The sequence below is a fragment of the Peptoniphilus phoceensis genome, from assembly GCF_001517665.2.
GTDB classification, from domain to species: domain Bacteria; phylum Bacillota; class Clostridia; order Tissierellales; family Peptoniphilaceae; genus Peptoniphilus_A; species Peptoniphilus_A timonensis.
In genome coordinates this window covers 266,669-285,158 of record NZ_LN999808.1, presented here as the reverse complement: position 1 = coordinate 285,158, position 18,490 = coordinate 266,669, and the positions used below count along the sequence as shown (strand labels likewise).

Annotated in this window: 18 protein-coding genes and 1 tRNA gene; 3 read left to right on the top strand and 16 right to left on the bottom strand. The window is 30.6% G+C overall.

Annotation, left to right across the window (positions count from 1 at the left end; translation table 11 throughout):
• Nucleotides 1-83: 83 nt before the first annotated feature.
• From ftsH to folE, 11 genes are all read right to left on the bottom strand, one after another.
• On the bottom strand, nucleotides 84-1,925 hold the full coding sequence (gene ftsH, locus BN3657_RS03405; protein ID WP_062551777.1) for an ATP-dependent zinc metalloprotease FtsH: 1,842 nt from the start codon (nucleotides 1,923-1,925) through the stop codon (nucleotides 84-86).
• An 83-nt stretch (nucleotides 1,926-2,008) separates the two neighbouring features.
• A complete protein-coding gene (locus tag BN3657_RS03400; protein ID WP_062551776.1) occupies nucleotides 2,009-3,049 on the bottom strand; it encodes a ribonucleotide-diphosphate reductase subunit beta in 1,041 nt (346 codons plus the stop codon).
• A 13-nt stretch (nucleotides 3,050-3,062) separates the two neighbouring features.
• Entirely contained in the window at nucleotides 3,063-5,591 is a 2,529-nt protein-coding gene (locus BN3657_RS03395; protein ID WP_062551775.1) for a ribonucleoside-diphosphate reductase subunit alpha, read from the bottom strand.
• Nucleotides 5,592-5,747: 156 nt separating this feature from the next.
• Nucleotides 5,748-7,484, bottom strand: coding sequence for a copper amine oxidase N-terminal domain-containing protein (locus tag BN3657_RS03390; protein WP_062551774.1), 1,737 nt, complete (start codon nucleotides 7,482-7,484; stop codon nucleotides 5,748-5,750).
• Between the two features lie 662 nt (nucleotides 7,485-8,146).
• Nucleotides 8,147-8,602, bottom strand: a complete 456-nt coding sequence (gene tnpA / locus BN3657_RS03385; protein WP_062551533.1) for an IS200/IS605 family transposase — start codon at nucleotides 8,600-8,602, stop codon at nucleotides 8,147-8,149.
• A gap of 379 nt (nucleotides 8,603-8,981) precedes the next feature.
• On the bottom strand, nucleotides 8,982-9,701 hold the full coding sequence (locus BN3657_RS03380) for a hypothetical protein (RefSeq protein ID WP_062551773.1): 720 nt from the start codon (nucleotides 9,699-9,701) through the stop codon (nucleotides 8,982-8,984).
• A 15-nt stretch (nucleotides 9,702-9,716) separates the two neighbouring features.
• Nucleotides 9,717-10,214 carry a hypothetical protein gene (locus tag BN3657_RS03375; protein ID WP_062551772.1) on the bottom strand — a complete coding sequence of 166 codons (498 nt, stop codon included), beginning with the start codon at nucleotides 10,212-10,214 and terminating at the stop codon, nucleotides 9,717-9,719.
• Entirely contained in the window at nucleotides 10,211-10,789 is a 579-nt protein-coding gene (locus tag BN3657_RS03370) for a glycoside hydrolase family 73 protein (RefSeq protein WP_062551771.1), read from the bottom strand. The genes BN3657_RS03375 and BN3657_RS03370 overlap by 4 nt, the downstream gene beginning before the upstream one ends.
• Entirely contained in the window at nucleotides 10,779-11,597 is an 819-nt protein-coding gene (folK, locus tag BN3657_RS03365; protein WP_062551770.1) for a 2-amino-4-hydroxy-6-hydroxymethyldihydropteridine diphosphokinase, read from the bottom strand. The genes BN3657_RS03370 and folK overlap by 11 nt, the downstream gene beginning before the upstream one ends.
• Nucleotides 11,598-11,615: 18 nt before the next feature.
• A complete protein-coding gene (locus BN3657_RS03360; RefSeq protein ID WP_062551769.1) occupies nucleotides 11,616-12,095 on the bottom strand; it encodes an HD domain-containing protein in 480 nt (159 codons plus the stop codon).
• Entirely contained in the window at nucleotides 12,095-12,649 is a 555-nt protein-coding gene (gene folE / locus BN3657_RS03355; RefSeq protein WP_019139054.1) for a GTP cyclohydrolase I FolE, read from the bottom strand. Before folE ends, BN3657_RS03360 begins: the two co-directional genes overlap by 1 nt.
• Nucleotides 12,650-12,815: 166 nt before the next feature.
• Here folE and BN3657_RS03350 point away from each other — a divergent pair, with 166 nt between their 5' ends.
• Complete coding sequence (locus BN3657_RS03350; RefSeq protein ID WP_062551768.1) at nucleotides 12,816-14,186, top strand: D-alanyl-D-alanine carboxypeptidase family protein; 1,371 nt, start codon at nucleotides 12,816-12,818, stop codon at nucleotides 14,184-14,186.
• Between the two features lie 63 nt (nucleotides 14,187-14,249).
• A tRNA-Arg gene (locus tag BN3657_RS03345) sits at nucleotides 14,250-14,326 on the top strand.
• Between the two features lie 36 nt (nucleotides 14,327-14,362).
• Here BN3657_RS03345 and cutA read toward each other — a convergent pair.
• Nucleotides 14,363-14,680 (bottom strand): divalent cation tolerance protein CutA, encoded by a 318-nt coding sequence (gene cutA / locus BN3657_RS03340; protein ID WP_062551767.1) that lies wholly within the window; start codon nucleotides 14,678-14,680, stop codon nucleotides 14,363-14,365.
• A gap of 91 nt (nucleotides 14,681-14,771) precedes the next feature.
• On the opposite strand from cutA, the gene BN3657_RS03335 reads away from it, so the two are divergent.
• On the top strand, nucleotides 14,772-15,104 hold the full coding sequence (locus BN3657_RS03335) for a phage holin family protein (protein WP_062551766.1): 333 nt from the start codon (nucleotides 14,772-14,774) through the stop codon (nucleotides 15,102-15,104).
• Between the two features lie 292 nt (nucleotides 15,105-15,396).
• Here the strand turns inward: BN3657_RS03335 and BN3657_RS03330 are convergent, their stop codons facing one another.
• The 4 genes from BN3657_RS03330 to BN3657_RS03315 are packed head-to-tail and all read right to left on the bottom strand — an operon-like array spanning nucleotide 15,397 to nucleotide 18,305.
• The gene (locus BN3657_RS03330) at nucleotides 15,397-15,813 is read right to left on the bottom strand and encodes a hypothetical protein (protein ID WP_062551765.1); all 417 of its coding nucleotides are present in this window, start codon (nucleotides 15,811-15,813) and stop codon (nucleotides 15,397-15,399) included.
• Complete coding sequence (locus tag BN3657_RS03325; RefSeq protein ID WP_062551764.1) at nucleotides 15,813-16,703, bottom strand: PhzF family phenazine biosynthesis protein; 891 nt, start codon at nucleotides 16,701-16,703, stop codon at nucleotides 15,813-15,815. Before BN3657_RS03325 ends, BN3657_RS03330 begins: the two co-directional genes overlap by 1 nt.
• 2 nt (nucleotides 16,704-16,705) lie before the next feature.
• Nucleotides 16,706-17,557, bottom strand: coding sequence for a ParB/RepB/Spo0J family partition protein (locus BN3657_RS03320; RefSeq protein ID WP_019139060.1), 852 nt, complete (start codon nucleotides 17,555-17,557; stop codon nucleotides 16,706-16,708).
• Nucleotides 17,550-18,305, bottom strand: a complete 756-nt coding sequence (locus BN3657_RS03315) for a ParA family protein (RefSeq protein WP_062551763.1) — start codon at nucleotides 18,303-18,305, stop codon at nucleotides 17,550-17,552. The genes BN3657_RS03320 and BN3657_RS03315 overlap by 8 nt, the downstream gene beginning before the upstream one ends.
• Nucleotides 18,306-18,490: the final 185 nt, after the last annotated feature.

The following is an 18,490-nucleotide window of genomic DNA, read 5'->3' as shown; positions in this document are numbered from 1 at the left end:
TTTTATTTTTATCCCTAGACCTTTTTTTGCAATCAAAAAAGGCAGCCTAAGCCACCTTTTCACAAGTTACAAATTTATAAAATTTATTTTTCTTCATCAAAGTTCTTGTACTTTGATAAAATTTCCATAAATTCTTTTCCTGTTATTGTTTCTTCTTCAAGTAAATATTCAGCAAGTTCTTTCATTGCATCTCTATTGTCTGCAATTAACTTTCTAGCATTTTCTTGAGCTTTTTTAACTATGCTAACCATTAAGTCATCGATTTCTTTTCTTGTTTCTTCAGAGCAGTTCATGTTTCCAGTATCGCCCATATATCTTGAACCAGAATCTTGGAACTTAACCATGCCAAATTCATCAGCCATACCATATTGAGTTATCATAGCTCTTGCTGTTTCTGTTGCCTTTTCAATATCGTTGGCAGCTCCTGTTGACACTTCATTGAAGATTACTTCTTCTGCAGCACGTCCTCCACAAAGAGTTGTTATATGATTTATTAAATCTTCTCTAGTGTAAAGATTTTTTTCATCTTTAGGAACCTGCATAGTATATCCTAAGGCACCTGAAGTCCTTGGGATAATTGTAATTTTTTCCACAGGTTCAGACCCAGTTTGTAGGGCTGCAACAAGTGCGTGACCAATTTCGTGATAGGATACTCTCTTCTTTTCTTCTGGAGATAATATATCTTGTTTTCTTTGTGCTCCAGCAATTACAACTTCAATAGATTCTTGTATGTCTTCTTGTCTAACCTTATCGTGTCCCATTCTAACGGCACGAAGAGCTGCTTCATTAAGAATATTTGCTAGTTGGGCACCAGAAGCACCTGCAGTAGATCTTGCTATTAAAGAATAGTCAATATCTTCTTCCATTTTGTAAGATCTTGCATGAACTTTTAAGATTTCAATTCTATCTTTTAGTGTTGGAAGTTCAACTCTTATTTGTCTGTCAAATCTTCCTGGTCTTAAAAGAGCTGGGTCTAGAATTTCTGGTCTATTAGTTGCAGCAAGCATTACAATTCCAATGTTTCCGTCAAATCCATCCATTTCAGATAAAAGTTGATTAAGTGTTTGTTCTCTTTCATCATTTCCAGCAATTCCAGCAGAATCTCTCTTCTTTCCAATTGTGTCGATTTCGTCAATAAAAATTATACATGGAGCATTTTTCTTTGCCTCTTCAAAGAGCTCTCTAACTTTTGCTGCACCACGACCAACAAACATTTCGACAAATTCAGAGCCTGCAATTGAGAAGAAAGGAACGTGACTTTCTCCAGCCACTGCTCTTGCAAGTAAAGTCTTGCCAGTTCCTGGAGGACCAACTAAAAGTGCACCCTTAGGACACTTGGCACCAATTTCTGTATATTTCTTTGGATTTTTTAAGTAATCGACTATTTCCACAAGAGACTCTTCTGCTTCTTCTTGACCAGCAACATCGTCAAAGTTTACAGTTTCACCACTTGGTTCGTACTTTTCAATTTTCTTTCCACCGCCAAAGATTCCACCATTTCCAAGATTTTGCATTCTCTTAGTAAGTGCTCTTTGTAGCAAGAAGAAAAGTAGAATTGGAAATCCCCAAGTCATTATAAATGACACAAATAAACTTGGTTTTTCTGGTATTTCAGAAGAGTAGTCTACATTTTTTTCTTCTAAATCTTTTACAATATCTGGATCTTCCATTTTTCCAGTCTTGTAAATTTTCTTGTCATCTTTTAATTTGTAAAGAATTTGATCTTGTTTAAAACTAACTTCTTCAATTTTATTCTGGCTTAAATTCTTTCTAAAATCAGAATAGGAGGAGTTTTCCATACTATTTTGACTTAAAATTGGAAGAATTAACCAGTTTAGAGCAAAGACAGCCAAAATGGCAATTACATAATATCTAAGTAAATTATATTTGGGTCTTTTGTTATTATTGCCCTTATCTTCATTCATAATAAACCTCCCTCTTTTTTGATGAATTCCTTTAAAAGATAATAAAAACCGGATTAAAAATCCGGCTTAATTATTTTTAATTATTAAAGGTCATCTTCAATTACTGAAGATTTAGAATATGCAGATGGCTTTGCTTCGAAAAAGTCTGTCTTTATTTTATTTGGATCAGAATATTCGCTGACCCACTTCATTGATTCTGGCTCATCAATATTTTCATCAAATAGATTTCCAAAACCTAAATTTCTAGAACGCAAGTTGCCAAGATACATAATATAATCTTCAATCATTTTTTGATTTAGACCTCTTATTTCATCGCCTATGACATACTTACCCCAAGATATTTCTTCTTCAACACCTTTTTTAAGCATTTCTTTATATTTTTTTATATTTTCATCAGTAAATATTTCTGGATTTTCCTTTTTCATTTCAAGAATTATACTTCTAAATAACCAAAGATGAGTGTTTTCATCTCTATTTATATATCTTATTTCAGAAACTGTGCCAGGCATCTTGCCCATTCTTCCAAGATTGTAAAAGAAGGAGAAGCCTGAGTAAAAATAAATTCCTTCCAAGATATAATTTGCAATAAGTGCCTTCATGAAATTGTCCAAGTTTTCATCTTCATAAAAGTCTTGGTATTGGTCCCCAATAAATTTATTTCTTTTTAATAAAACTTCATCATCCTTATATTGGTAAAGAATTTCTTCTCTTTCTTCTGGAGAACATATTGTGTCCAAAATATAAGAATAGGATTGAGAGTGAATAGACTCTTGATAACCTTGGATTGAAAGACAAAGATTGATTTCATTTGCCGTAACATAAGATTGCAGTTTTGGTATTTGAGCTGTTTGAAGTGAATCAAGATAAATAAGAAAGGACAAAATCTTATCATAAGCTGTTTTTTCATGTTTATCTAAAATTCTATAGTCCTTAACATCTTGTGAAAGGTTTATTTCTTCTGGAATCCAGAAGTTATTCATAGCTTGACGATACCAATCACTTGTCCAAGAGTATTTTAAATTGTTAAAGTCATTTAAATTTGTAGTATTTCCATTAATAACTCTTCTTTTTGAAGTTTCAATATCTCCCTTTTCATTAAAGAGACCTCTTTTTGAAAGTTGCATAATTCCTCCTATTTTATGACGCACAATAATCGCAGTCTTCAACCTCTAAAGACTTGCTTCTAACATAATAAACAGACTTTAGTTTCTCCTTACAAGCTTTGATATATAGATTTAAAATCTTTCTCATTGTAAAGTCTGTAGTAATATAAAAGTTAATTGACTGAGCTTGGTCAATGTGTCTTTGACGAATTGCCGCAGCCTCAATTACAAAGTTTTGATCAAGTTCGTGGGCATTTTCATATAACCAGAAAGTTTGTGGACTAAGGTCTGGTGCAACTCTTGGTAAGATTGAACCTTTTTTTTCTTCTAAGAAGTATCTATTCATAACTGGATCAACTCCTGCACTTGTTGCCGAGATAATTGATGTTGAACCTGTTGGAGCTATTGCCATTATATATCCATTTCTAAGTCCATTTGCTTTTACTTCTTCTCTTAATTTATTCCACTTTTCATCTTTATAATCCCTTAGGTCAAAATAATTTCCATTTTGCCAGTCAGAACCTTCAAAGAAATCATAAGATCCTTTTTCCTTCGCAATCTCCATAGATGCTGTAATTGCGTGAAAATTAATTCTTTCATAAAGATTATCTGCCCATTTTAAGTGATCTTCTATGTCAGAAAATGCCATTCCAGCTTTTACAAGGGCATGGTGATAACCACTTGTTCCTAGTCCAATGGATCTGTATTTTCTATTTGTAACTTTTGCATAAGGTATTGGATAATAATTTAAGTCAATTACATTGTCTAGAGCCCTAACAGTTGTTGCCACAATATCTTTAAGCTCCTTGTCATTTTCTAGGTCAATATTTCCTAATACAAGTGATGCTAGATTACAAACAACAAAATCGCCTGGTTTTGTCTTTGTGACAATGACTTCATCTCCATCTTCTGTTTCTATTGTAGTTTCAAGAGTTTCAATAGCAGACATATTTTGCATAATTTCTGTACATAAATTTGATGAGTAAATCATGCCAACATGTTTATTTGGGTTCATTTCATTTACATTGTCCCTATAAAAAGCAAAAGGTGTTCCAGTTTCTGTAAGTGATTTTATTATAAGTCTTACTAAATCTTTTACGCTCATTTCACGGCGAGAAATATTTTTATCATCAATACATTCTCTATATTTTTCTTCCCACTCTTTTCCATAAAAATCTTCAAGAGCGTAACCCTTTTTTTCTAAAACTTCGTGAGGGTCAAACATATACCAAGTTGCATTAATGTCTTTTTCTGCCAATTCAAAAAATAAATTTGGGTAAGAAATAGCAGGGAAGATGTCGTGAGCCTTCATCCTATCATCACCATTATTTGTGCGAAGTTGCAAAAATTCTGGAATATCTTTGTGCCAAACATCAAGATAACAAGCGACGCTTCCTTGGCGAACACCAAGTTGATCTACGGCAACAGCAGTGTCATTAGCAAGTTTAATCCATCTTATTACACCACCAGCAACACCCTTAAATCCTCTAATATCAGACCCAGTTGCACGAACTTTTCCAAAATAAAGACCCATTCCGCCACCGTGTTTAGAGATTTGGGCGAAATTATCAATTGATCTATAAATTCCCTTTAAAGTATCAGGAACTGTGTCTACAAAACAAGAAGACAATTGATTGTATGGTTTTCTTGCATTAGACATTGTTGGTGTAGCAACTGTCACCTTTAAACTTGAATAAATATCATAGAATTTCTTCGCCCAATAAATTTTATTTTTCTCTGGTATAGCAAGGTGCATTGCAATTCCCATAAACATCTCTTGAATTGTTTCAACAAATCTTCCGTCATGACTTCTTATAACATATCTCTTAATTAAAAGATCTAAACCGGAGTAATTTAAAAGTCTATTTCTAGAATTATCAATATATTCTTCAAGTTCAAGAACTTCCTCTTTAGAATAATTTTCAAGGATATATTTTCCATAAAGACCCTTTTCAGTTAAGAAAACAATCTTTTCATAAAAATTATTAATCTTAAAATCTTCAAGATTTCTCTTAATTTTCTTTTCTAGGTCGTAGTTTAAAAATAAAGCTGCAATAAATTCCCATCTAGGTGCATCCTTATCTGTAAGTTCGCTGGCAGCCTTAATAATTTCAGAAAGATAGGCATCTTGTGTTTGATCTTTTTTTACAAAAGACTCAAATTTGTTATATAAATTTTCAAGCTCATACTTCTTTGGATCATAATTTTTCCTAACAAACTTCAAAATCTTTAGGACATTTTCGTCTGTAATGAAATTTGCAAATTTATCTAAAATTTGTCTTTCTTCAGAATGTCTATTTCTGTAAAGTATATAAGCTTTTACAACATCAATTTCTTTTTCATCGATAAGTTTTAATTCAACTAGATCCTGTATTTCCTCAACCGTTGGTGGATTTTTAGGATCATAGTTTTTTAAAAGGCTTTCTTTTATATCTAAGGCATAAGATGCTATTACAGCATCATCATAAGTCTTTCCAACAGAGTCAAAGGCTTTTTCAATGGCATTTTTTATCTTTAAATGATCAAAATTAACCTCTCTCTTATCTCTTTTTAATATTTTCATAAATCCCCCATATAGTAGATTTCATTAACTATTTAAAACATATACTACTATATAGTACCACAAACAAAAAATTTATAAATAGCTTATGATGAAAGAAAAAATATAAATAATTAAAAAAAATCCCAAGAGAACTTGCTCTTGGGAAAATTTTCTAGCTTATTTTACAACTGAAAACAATACTTTTGCTACTTTTTCTGCAGATTTTTCTGTTTTTTCAGTAAGCTTATCTTCTTTTTTATTTTCTTCTTTATCTTCTGGAACTTCTCCCATCATTTCATCTAATTCCTTTTGAATTTGATCTTGGTATTTCTTTAGAAGTTCTGGATCTTTGTCAATATCAGCCTTAGCTGCAAGAATTTTATCTAATTCTTCACCTTCATAAAGATTTTTTAAAGTTTCTTCTATTTCTTCATCTTTTTGACCAGATGATTTCATAGAAGCTATCATTTTATAATTTTCTTCTTTTTCTAATTCTTGAAGTTTTGTTTCTAATTCTTTTTCAGTAATATTAAAAATATCAACTATTGGCATTCCTTCGTTTGCATCGTATTTAACTTTGTAACCAAAAGCTTCAGATACAAATCTTACTGGAATATAAGTTTTATCTTTAATAATTGTAGCTGGTGAATCAAGCTTAACTTCTTTTCCATTTACAAGAGCCTTATCAGAATCAATCTTTAAAACAATCTTATAATTATCTTTTGAAACTGTTACACTTCTATCTTTTCCATTCCATTCAACTTTAGCGCCGATTTTTTCATAGAAAGCACGAGCAGCTAACATTGTTCTGTCATTAATAATCTTTGGAAGAGCTTCAGGATCTTCAAAAGTTATATCTTCGCCATTAACTCTTACAGTTAACATATTTACTTCTGGCATTATTAACTTCAAATATTCTTCTGAAGTCAATTTTTTAACTGAAGTTGGAAAGTTAATCTTAACATTTTCGTCTTTCACAGTATCAAAATTTCCCTTAACAGAAACTTTTACAAAATCAGCAACGTTAACTTTCATTGCTATTTCTTGAATCATTTTATTTTCTTCAAAAGTAGTTTTTTCAGATAAATTTGATCCTTTAATAGTTTCTTTAATTCCTTTAGCAGCTTCTTTTAAATCTTCTGCCTTGTATTCTTTGTTAAGTTCTTTAAAATCTTTTCTATCTTCTTCAGTCATTGGAAGTCCAGCCTTATCAACAATTGCTAGTGCAGAAGTTGAAACTGCATCCCAATTTTTCATAACGCCATCGGCAGATTTTATAAATTCATCTATGACAGCATCACTAGTAGTATTTAAAGTGTAAGTGTTACCTTCAACCTTAAAGTCAATTTCTTGTTTATAATCTTTTAAAGCAACTTCCATTAAATTTAATAAATCAGTCTTAAATTCCTCTGAATTAAAATATTTTGTAGCTTTTGGTGAAATGCCATTTTCTTCATTTGAAATTGAAATATAATCTTCTTTTATGTCTTTAAAAGAATCACTATTAAGTGCAAAGATGTCCTTTGACATAATAATTTCATTGTCCTTTACAAAAATGTCCATTTTCATTTTATTAGGTACATCTTTATTAAGTCCTGCAATTTCTTCTTGGCTATCTGATCTTTTAGCAATTTCTTTCTTTAAATTTGATAAGTCCATATCCATCAATACATGTGCCTTATCTTGACCCACTTGTTCACCAGTAAAACTTGCAGGGAACTTAATATTCACAGTTTCTTTACTTTCAGGATCCTTAACTTCGACATTATATTCGAGTTTTCCAGAGACCTTTGAGCCTTTCCAGTCTGCAACTTTTTGAGATGCATCTAGATAAGCTGTTGTGTTTGCACTACAAGCGCCAAGTGTTATGGCTGCAATAAGTACAAGAAAAATAGATAAAATTTTCTTTTTCATAGTATACCTCCTATTTGTCATGATTATATTATATATAAAAAACCATTGCAAATTAAATGAATATTACAAAAAATGTGTTAAACACAATAATTAACAAAGTTTAATATTTGAATATAATATAATAAAGTACAATTCTTCTCTAATTTAATATTACTTTTTTAACAATAACTATGTATTAATAAATCCCTCAATACCTCCTTTTTTTAACAAATATGTAAAATAAAGTTTATGAGTGTATATACTTTATATTTACACTATACTGCCCTTAAATACCTTTGTCAAGAATTTTATAAAATCTTTATAGAAATAACATATTCTATATCCTAATATAATAAATACCCTTAATTATTAATTTAATTTTTATTTTTGTAGTTTTCTAATTTTTATATTTTCAAACTCAATATAACAAAAATATTTATCTAACAAGTAAATAAATAGCAACTTTTGCTTGCATTTTACTTTCTCGTGAATTTTCACTAATTTTAATAAATTTTTCTTTTTTAATTCGAAATTCTTAAAATTCATCTAATCTTAACTTTGTAATTAAAACAAATAAAAATCCACCGGCGTAGCCGGTGGTTTTGCTTTTGCGGTCCAAAGGACCTTTTTTGCTAGCTGCGTCTCAAGGACGCTTGTGGTTTACCACTTGCAATTACTACTAGCTAACCCCTAAAGGGGTCTGTGTTGTCCATTGTTATCTGACCACTTAATTCATCCTCTTTAAGTTGGTTATGAATATACTCTTTTATTGCTTTTGTATTTTTTCCTGCTGTATCTACATAGTATCCTCGGCACCAAAATTGCCTTCCTCTGTATTTGTATTTTAAGCTACCCCACTTATCGTATATCATAATACTGCTTTTGCCTTTTAAAAATCCCATAAAACTAGATATACTCAATTTTGGTGGTATTTCTAACAACATGTGCACGTGATCTGGACAAACTTCTGCTTCTATTATGTTAACTCCTTTCCAGTTGCAAAGCTCTCTTAATATTGCACCTATTTCTAATCTTTTGCTTCCGTAAAATACTTTTCTTCTATATTTCGGAGCGAACACTACATGATATTTACAATTCCATTTTGTATGTGATAGACTATGTGTATGATTTAAATTCATAAAAAACCTCCTGTTATTTTTGTGTTCTGGTAAACCACAATTTATTTTAACATGGAGGTCTTTTTTTATTAGTTTTTCATCGCTAAAGCTAAATTGAACCCCTGGTCTAACCAGGGGTATTCTAATTACAAAAAAGAGACCCTTACGAGTCTCTAGATTTTAAAATTTTCAATTGTTATGTAACTATAGCTCTATACCTCTTAAATTAAGCATTCAACCTTTAGCACTAAGCTACTTCAAATGAGATACTTTGCTACCTTTCCCTTGCGGGATAATTTAAAACTTGTCATTGGAATCACCTTTTCTTAGTTACCAATTTGTTTTCTCTAGCTAGCTTACTTATAGTATAGAGCATGATTATGCTTTTGTCAATGTTTTCCTAAAAGTTTTTTATCTTTTTTAGATTAATTTTTTTCTCGTCAATTTTCCCTTCATTTAAGGCTTTGTTAATTTCTATAATTGCCTGATTTGCAGAGTTTAAAGAACCAATATTAACTATATAGTTTTTGGAGTCCTCTTTTCCTTTTATCACAATGTGATCATCCTTTGACTTGGAAATAGATTTCATACTTTCGTAAGGGAAAAAGTTATTTCCAATTACTAGCCCCTTACCATAAGATCCGACAACTGTTCCTAATCTATCTTTGCCATCTCTTATAGATGATTTAAAGGGTATTTCATAAATTATAGTGTCCTTGTCTTCTCTACTTGGGAATTTTCCATTTTGCAAATTAAATATAAATAATAGGAAAAGTCCTATTAAGAATAAGGGATTTGCCAAAAAGTTTATTATATCGTTGTTTCTTACATACATTTGTTGGAAAAAGTATATATTTACAAATATTAAAAATCCTATGTAGACAAAAACATTTAGGTTATAAGTTCTCTTTCTAATATTTAAGTCCTCTAGCTTTAATATTTTCTTGTACTTTTTTATAAAGTCAAGGGCTGTCATCAAAAAGAGATAGTTTACTATTGCCCACATAATTGAATACATTACTGATCCATTTCCAAGTTCTGATTTTAAGCCTGAAAACTGAAGCCCAAAGGGTATTATCGCCGATATTATTAAGACTATGTTTGATGTTTTTTTATTCAATTTTTATCCTCTTCCTTATTTTTTATTCTTTTTCTTTTTATTTCCATTAGTTTTTTTCATATTTTTATTTGTTTCTTCTTTTTCTAATGCAATTTCTTCTGCAATTTTATCGTTTTTTCTCGACATTGAAATTATCCCCAAGAATACAAAAACGTAAATTCCAATATTTAAAAACAACTTCTTAATCTCAAATTTTATAATTTCTAACTCTGCTGGGCTCACCCCTTCAAGAGTTTTAAACCTAAACAACGTTATTATTATGTCTATTGCCATCAAAATAATCATGTAAATAAAAAATGATTTTGTATCTTTATATCTCTTTTCATCTACGAAAAAGAAAACAATTAGGGTAGAAATCGATACTATCCCCAAAAAGATTGCCAGACTTTTGAAATTAAAAACTTTGACAAAATTATTTGTATCTAGATTGTTATATTTAAATACAAGAAAAACAATAGAAAGAATAATAGTTATTATGCTAGTTATTAGCCATTCTTTTTTTTCTTTTGTCACTTGTTTACCTCGTCATACTTATCCAATTCATACTTTTCTACAACTGATATTATTTTGTCAGCATAAGATGGATCTGTTGCATATCCGCCTTCTTTTATATATTTAGCCGCTTCTTTGTAATTCTTGGCAGTTTTTACTTTCTCATACCTCTTGGCTGTTGAGAGAAGTTTTGCATAATGTTCGAAAGATTCTCTTTTTGAAGAATATTTTTTAAAATTCTCCATGTATCTTCCACTTTCTCCATCTACATATTCTTCAGTTTCAAAAACAACACCCTGGTCTTTTTTTACTGCTTTTATTCCAAAATAATTGTTATATTCTTTAGAAAGTTCAGACCTACCCCAGTTACTCTCAAGTATTGATTGAGCTAACATTACAGAAGGCAAAATATTATTTTTTCTAGCTATTCTCACAGCCATTTTTTCAGTATCTTCTATATATGCTTGTCTAAAATCTATTTCTTCTTGGGCTCTTCTTTCTGAACTTGATTTAATTAAAAAATTCATGGCAATAATTATCCCAAAGAAAAATATTAAAATTATAAGACAACCACAAGCGATCCTCTTAATTTTCATCTTTCACTTCTTCGTAAAGTTTACTTATTTTTTTATTTAAGATTGGGTGAAAATAGTTTGGAATAAGTTCATTTAATGATTCCAATACAAATTCACGTTCTGCAATATAAGGATGTGGAACTATCAATTCATCTGTAAAGTGTATTTCTCTATCAATTAATAGAACGTCCAAGTCTATAGTTCTTTCTCCCCATTTTTCATGTCTAACTCTGCCTAAATCTAATTCAATTTTTTGCAATATATGAAGCAGATCATGAGGATCTTCAAAAGAAGATACTTTAACTACTGTGTTTAAAAAATCTCCTTGATCAGTTTTGCCCCAAGCCTTAGTTTCTATTATAGATGCTTTATCTAAAATATTAAGACCTGATTCTTTCATTTTTTCTAAGGCAGAATTTATATATCCTTCTCTGTCGCCAAGATTTGTACCTATTCCAATATAATAATCTCTTCTTTTTTTCTTACAGCGAACTTCTGCAGTATCTAGGGGAAGATTTATTGGCGCCCAAGGTTTTTTTATTGTCAAATCTACTGTCTTTGCTATTTCATAATTGTCAAAAATAAATTTTGTCATCTTATAAGCCAGAGTTTCGATTAAATCTTCAGTTTCATTTTTAAACAAGTCATATAATTCGTGGGATAATTTTCCATAATCAATGGACCTATCCAAGTTCTTTTCTATTGCACAATCTCTGAAGCTCATGCCTATATCTATACTAATTAAAAATTTTTGTCCAAGTTTTTTCTCTTCTTCAAAAAGTCCATGATTAGCATAGACTTCTAAATCTTTTATCTTGATAAAATCCATAATTCTCCCATCAATACATTAATATATTATTGTGTGATTTTTCTTGTGAAAACTCCAATTGCACATTTTATAGGCAGGACATCTAAAGCAAGGTCTAGAAAGTTTGTCTGCCCTATAAAAGATGTTAAAAAATTCATCTTCTGCTTTTTCCTTGCTCCTATGAGATCCTATACAATTTAGGATTCTTTCCTTTTCTTCATCAGAAAAATCTGTAAGTTCTAATATCTCTCTTGCAATTTTTACTGAGCCAATAGCGTGGTTTAAACCTTCCTTGATTTCAAGAACCCTCCCCAAATCATGAAGGAGGGCAGTTGCATAAATCATATCTTTTTCGACATCAACATTTTCTTCTAATTTTAGAATATAGCAAATTCTCGCAACAGATACGAAATGTTCATAGTTGTGTTTACAAAAAATCCTATCATTTTCAAGTTCTTCTAATTCGTTAAGATAGTCGTTGAAAATTTGGCTCTTTAATATTAAATCTGTTTCTTTCATTAAAATTCAATTAATCTAAAGGCTTCTTGTTTTTGTTTTTCATCTGTTTCTAAAACTCCTCTAGCAACAGCTGTTACAGTTTTTGAACCAGGTTTTTTTACGCCTCTCATATTCATACACATGTGTTCAGCTTCTATTACAACAAGAACTCCCTTTGGTTCAAGGTATTTCATCATTGCATCAGCTACTTCAATGCTAAGTCTTTCTTGAAGTTGTGGTTTTTTTGCATAAGTTTCCACAGTTCTTGCAAGCTTAGAAAGTCCAGCTACCTTTTCATTTGGAATATAGGCAATGTGAGCCTTTCCATAAAATGGCAGGAAGTGATGTTCGCACATGGAGTAAAAATCAATGTCTTTTACTACAACAATATTATCTTCTGTAATTTCAAAAGTTTTAGAAAGATGTTCTTCTGCAGTCTTTCCAAGTCCTGCAAATACTTCTTCATACATTCTAGCAACTCTTGCAGGAGTTTCCAAAAGACCTTCTCTCGTTTTGTCTTCTCCAATTGCTTCTATTATCATTTCAACTGCTTTTTCTATTTTTTGTTTATCCATTATGATCTCCTCATAGATTTATTTTTAAATTTATAAAATTTATTATAACATATTGACTCTTACATTGATAACATTACCCATAAATTAGCACTTCTATCTATTTCTAAAGATTGTCATTAATTTACAATCTATTTATAATTTGGTACAATATTTTTCGAGGTGCAAGATGAAGAAATTACTTCTGTATTTATCTCTAGGTCTAGTGCTCTTATCTTCTCCAGTTAATGTATTAGCAGAAGATAATACTAAATCTATTGAAAATACAAATGCAAGTAGCGAAAATAATATAGCTACAGAAAATAAAACAAGTGAAGAAAAAGAAGTGGACCCAAATACAATTAGAAATCAAAATTTTCTAGTTCCGACGAAAGAAGGGGTTCAAAAAGCCAATTTATATGAAGCTGAAAAAATAAAAAAATTAGAAGAACTTCCTCTGGAAAGCTTAACAAAATCTTACTTACTGGGAGACTATAAGTCAGGTGATATATTAGAAGGCTATAACTTAGATGAAGTTCGTGCCATGGCTTCAACTTCTAAATTAGTTTCGATTTTTGTAGTCTTGGATAAAATTCAAGAAGGCAAAATATCCTTGAGTGACGAAGTTGAAATAGATCACGAAGCTGCCGCATTGACAGGTTCTTCTTTTAAATTAAAAGAAGGCGATAAGGTAACTGTAGAAAAATTAGTGGAAGCTTCAATGGTAGTATCTGGCAATGACGCTATAACGGCCTTGGCAAAATATGTAGCAGGTTCAACAGATGCTTTTGTAAAAATGATGAACGACAAATGTGCCGATCTTGGTTTGAAAAATGCCCTTATGGTAAATCCAACAGGACTTACTAATTATGAAATACTTGACTACAACAAGATGACAACTAGGGAAATGTTTAAACTAGCATCTGAACTTATAAAGTTTCATCCAGATATATTACAATATACTACAATTGATAAATTAGAAGATCCAGCTAGAAATTTTATTGAATATAGTACAAACCCAGTTCTGGGAATTGTTCCAGAAATAGATGGCTTAAAAACTGGATATACCAATGCAGCAGGAAGATGCGTCATCTTAACTGGTCTAGAAAAGGGAGAAGAAGGTAAATCCAAAGACATGAGATTAATTGGAATAACCACTGGTTCAAACTCTGATTTTGAAAGATTTGTTGCCTGCAAAAGACTTATGACAAGAGGTTTTGAAGATTATGGATACAATGCTATTGGTGACACTTTTAAGGAAATTAGAACCATAGAAGTTCTTGACTCTCAAGATGAAAATATACCTGTTTACCAAAAAGATGTTGGATACATACTTTCTAAATCAACTGATAAATTTAGAGAAATTGTAGAAATTGATGATGAATTAAAAGCACCGATTGAAGCAGGCTCTTCAGTTGGAAAAATCAATTTTTATGATGGTGATGACCTAGTTTATACAAGTGATTTGATCGTAAAAGACAAGGTCTATGAAAAGGGAATAATTAACAAGTTTAAAAGAGTCTTTGAAGAAATCTTTGTTAACATGGAGAAAGCAGCTTGATCAAAAAAGAAGTGTCATAATTTATTGACACTTCTTAAATATTTATATACAATAATTTTATAGGTCTACGTAGCTCAGCAGGATAGAGCACACGCCTCCTAAGCGTGGGGCCGGAGGTTCGACTCCTCTCGTGGACGCCACAAATCACTTGCATTAGCAGGTGATTTTTTTACTATCTAAATATCTTTTAGTTCAATAATATTTATAACTGGAACTTCATAAGGATGATTGGACTTAATTGTACTTATTAAATCTTCTAAATCCTCTTCCTTAATCCTAAATTCAAGTTTACTTTCAAGGACTTCCTCCACTTTTCCAAGACTTCCAATATAAGGATTTGCACCTTCTATTGGACGAAAATGACCTAAAACTTCAGTTTCTGCATAACAATAATCATAATTTTCCTCTTTTAAAAAACCAGCATCGTTTATCTTTTTCATTAAATTTTTTGTATCTTCTCTAGGTATAAAAACCTCTATTTTCATGTGTTTCATAGAATACCTCCCATTTATTTTATACCCAAAATAATAAAAATTGTTTAAAATCAATCTCAGAGGTTATATATATATTAGGGAGGAATAATATATGATAAAATTATTAATCAAAGTATTGGTAAGTGGATTAGCTATTCTTATAACTTCTGCACTTTCAATCGGAATCCAAACAGACGGTTATTCAACTGCTATTATGGCAGCAATAGTTATTGGTCTTTTAGACTGGGCTATCAATAAATTCACAGGAGTTGACGCTTCACCATTTGGTAGAGGTGCAGTAGGATTTGTTGTTGCAGCAATAATTTTATTCATCACAGGTCAACTTGTTGATGGATTTACAGTATCAGTTCTTGGTGCTGTTGTTGGTGCACTTATCCTTGGTATTGTGGATTCTTTCCTACCAGTTGATAAAAAGACTATGTAGTTATAAAAATCGACTCGAGCTTGCTCGGGTCCTTTTTTTTGTGTTGTTTTCTGTGGATAAGTCGTGCTTTTCGCTTTTCCTCATTTATTTTCTTTATTTTTTAACAAATTTTATCCACAAAATTATTTTATTATCTACATTTGTTGATTTAATTTAAAATTTTAAACTTATACACAATATAAATTATGTTTATATCTTTTTTGTTTTAATTTTTTATCCACAGACTTCATAAAAGTAATTAATTGTCCACATTTTTTCAAATAAAAAACCCAGTGAGCCTTGCTCACCAGGTTTATCTTCCATATTTTTCTATTATCTCATCAATCATCTTTGAATCTTTTGAACTAATATTATAGTAAATATTATTAACTCTAACAGTTAAACCAGACTTTACAAATGAAATTTTATTTCCACTTGTAAAATAAACATTTATATAATTTACAATTTCACCATTTATATCTTTATTTGCCTGTTTTCCTCTTAAACCATTTAGGTCCTTTACAATTTTATTAACTGTTTTTCTATCTTTTATGGTTTTCATATTATCAGTCTTAAAACCAATAATTTCAATATAGTCAATGTCTTTTGGATTCATATCAACTATTTTATTTCTAGAAGAAACTAGGCTTATACCAAAAAACATTAGGACTGCAAAAAATATAACCAAAACCAATTTTGATCTATTTGATTTTTTATTTCTTCTTCCCATTATAAATAAATAACTCCATTCATAAACACGTAGGCTCTACCGCCAACCCTAATCTTATCATCACTTTCACCAATATTTGTTAAAACTTTTGAAATTCTTCCTATATAGTCACCTTGAATTGCAACTATAGAATCACTTTGCCCAATTTCATTTGCTTTTAAATAATGCATAGTAGCTGCTGTTGAAGTTCCACTTCCAAATTCTTCGTCAGCTCCAATAATTGGGGAGAAGGTTCTTTGTTTAACTTCTTTTCCATCTTCTGTTGTAAAAGCATGAATAGAAATAATATTTTCTTCCTTAGAAATTTTAATAGCCTCTTCTTTGTTTAAAACTATTGAAGACAAAAACTCTTCATTTTTTACGGGAACTAGAATATCACAGGTCCCCGTTGAGATTTTCTCCATATTTAAGTTTTCTTTTATAGTTAGACCGATAGCATTGCTATCTAAATTTAAAGCTCTTAAAACGCCTTCTGTGGCTTGATATTTTTCTCTTAATTTTATATCCAAGTTCATGTGGACATTTTGAATCTTAAAATTTCTATACTCAAGCTCAACTGGAATTTTTCCAATTTTGGTATGTTGAATAATATGTTTTGTTCCGCTATCCTGACTTTTTATATACTCATTTTCAGCTAAGGCATAAAAAGTAGCAATAGTTGCGTGACCACATAAATTTATTTCACCTTCTGGTGTGAAAAATCTTGTTAAATACCTATCTCTATCCAGTTCTTTTACAAATACTACGACAGACTGATTTATATCTTTAGCAATATTCTTCATTTCCAAATCTGTGAGTCTTCCATCATCAATTACAACACCAGTTGAATTGCCCATAAATGCCCTATCAGAAAAGGCTGATACTAAATATGTTGTGTAAAATCTCTTCATATTTAATCCAACTCTCTATTTAAAATTAAATCTAAAATTCTGGAAAGGTCTTCTTCGCCATAATATTCTATTTCAATTTTTCCGACCTTGCCTCTTTGTTTAAAGTTTACTTTAGTCCCCAGAGATCTTTCAACTTCATTTCTCATATTTGTTAAGAAAATATCCTCTTTTTCTTCATTTTTTTCTCTTTTTGAGGTCTTTTTATTGTTGTTTACAGGTAAAGAGTTTTTAATAATCTTCATTGCCTCTTTATACTGCTTATCTCCATCTTTTATAGATAAAAGCTTTTTTCCATGAGAAGTGCTAATTTTTTCTTCTTCAAGAAGTTTTAAAACTCTAGGATCTAGATTTAAAAGTCTGATAGTATTTCCAATGTATTGTCTAGATTTGCCAATTTCGTCAGCTAATTCCTTTTGAGTCAAATCCTGAGAATCCAAAAGATGTCTATAACTCATAGCTTCTTCAACTGGATTTAAATCTTTTCTTTGAATATTTTCTATGATAGCTATTCTACTAGATTCATCATCAGAAATATCTTTTACTATTGCAGGTACTTTATCAAGTCCTGCCATTCCAGCTGCTCTAAATCTTCTCTCCCCAGCAATAATCTCATATTTATCTTTTGTTTTCTTTAATAAAAGTGGTTGGATTATGCCGTATTTTTTTATAGAACTAGCTAGGTCTTTTAAGTCATCTTCATTAAAATTTTTTCTAGGTTGATCTTCATTAGGTAAAATTTTGGAAATTTCTATTTCCATTAATTTTGATTTTTCTTCTTCTATAACTTCTCTTATTTTGTCACTTGAATTTAGAAAATTTCCTATGCCTCTTCCAAGACTATTTTTCTTAGCCATTTATCTCACCTATTATTTCCTTAGCAAGGTCTGTGTACGCCTTAGCTCCCTTGGACTTTGAGTCATAATCAAATATATTCATGCCAAAACTTGGTGCCTCTGCCAATCTGACGTTTCTAGGGATAAAGGTCTTAAAAACTTTGCTTTCAAAGAATTTTTGAACCTCTTCGACAACTTGATTCGACAAATTCGTTCTTCCATCATACATGCACATTACAACGCCAAGTAAGCTTAAATTTGGATTAAAGTTTTCTCTAACCAAACTCATTGTATCCATAAGTTGTGACACACCTTCAAGAGCGTAGTACTCACATTGAACAGGAACTAAAATTTTGTCACTCGCAACAAGAGCCATCATTGATAAAATACCAAGTGATGGCGGAGAGTCAATTATTACAAAATCATAATTATCTTTTACTTTATCTATCATTTTTTTTAATTTAAACTGCCAATCTTCATGTCTTGCAAGTTCGATTTCAACTCCAGCAAATTCTCCATTTGAAGGTATTATGTCGAGCTTGTTAAATCCCGTTTGATATATTGAATTTTCTTCTTCATCTATCAAAAAATCATATATCATGTTTTCAAATTCATATAGACCAAGACCCGAAGTCGAGTTTCCTTGGGGATCCATGTCCACTATAAGAGTTTTTTTGCCTCTTAGAGCCAATGCTGAACTTAAATTTATGACTGTGGTGCTTTTTCCAACGCCACCCTTCTGATTAAAAACTGTAATTACAACAGACATATTCTTACCTCATTTCTATATTATAAATAATATCATGTTTCTTTATTATTTTAAAGATAAGCAAAAAAATAAGCTCCAAAAATTTTTTGAAGCTTATGCTCTACGTAGAGCATTATTATTTTTTATTTTCTTTTTTTGTTCTTATGCTCCACGTGGAGCATTTTTTATTTTCTGTTTTATTTTTC

Coding starts and splice junctions, on each gene's coding strand:
- cutA (WP_062551767.1), bottom strand. CDS start 14,680: ATGAAACACATGAAAATAGAGGTTTTTATACCTAGAGAAGATACAAAA.
- BN3657_RS03335 (WP_062551766.1), top strand. CDS start 14,772: ATGATAAAATTATTAATCAAAGTATTGGTAAGTGGATTAGCTATTCTT.
- folK (WP_062551770.1), bottom strand. CDS start 11,597: ATGGATTTTATCAAGATAAAAGATTTAGAAGTCTATGCTAATCATGGA.
- folE (WP_019139054.1), bottom strand. CDS start 12,649: ATGGATAAACAAAAAATAGAAAAAGCAGTTGAAATGATAATAGAAGCA.
- ftsH (WP_062551777.1), bottom strand. CDS start 1,925: ATGAATGAAGATAAGGGCAATAATAACAAAAGACCCAAATATAATTTA.
- BN3657_RS03350 (WP_062551768.1), top strand. CDS start 12,816: ATGAAGAAATTACTTCTGTATTTATCTCTAGGTCTAGTGCTCTTATCT.
- BN3657_RS03315 (WP_062551763.1), bottom strand. CDS start 18,305: ATGTCTGTTGTAATTACAGTTTTTAATCAGAAGGGTGGCGTTGGAAAA.
- tnpA (WP_062551533.1), bottom strand. CDS start 8,602: ATGAATTTAAATCATACACATAGTCTATCACATACAAAATGGAATTGT.
- BN3657_RS03330 (WP_062551765.1), bottom strand. CDS start 15,813: ATGGGAAGAAGAAATAAAAAATCAAATAGATCAAAATTGGTTTTGGTT.
- BN3657_RS03370 (WP_062551771.1), bottom strand. CDS start 10,789: ATGAAAATTAAGAGGATCGCTTGTGGTTGTCTTATAATTTTAATATTT.
- BN3657_RS03320 (WP_019139060.1), bottom strand. CDS start 17,557: ATGGCTAAGAAAAATAGTCTTGGAAGAGGCATAGGAAATTTTCTAAAT.
- BN3657_RS03325 (WP_062551764.1), bottom strand. CDS start 16,703: ATGAAGAGATTTTACACAACATATTTAGTATCAGCCTTTTCTGATAGG.
- BN3657_RS03400 (WP_062551776.1), bottom strand. CDS start 3,049: ATGCAACTTTCAAAAAGAGGTCTCTTTAATGAAAAGGGAGATATTGAA.
- BN3657_RS03395 (WP_062551775.1), bottom strand. CDS start 5,591: ATGAAAATATTAAAAAGAGATAAGAGAGAGGTTAATTTTGATCATTTA.
- BN3657_RS03360 (WP_062551769.1), bottom strand. CDS start 12,095: ATGAAAGAAACAGATTTAATATTAAAGAGCCAAATTTTCAACGACTAT.
- BN3657_RS03390 (WP_062551774.1), bottom strand. CDS start 7,484: ATGAAAAAGAAAATTTTATCTATTTTTCTTGTACTTATTGCAGCCATA.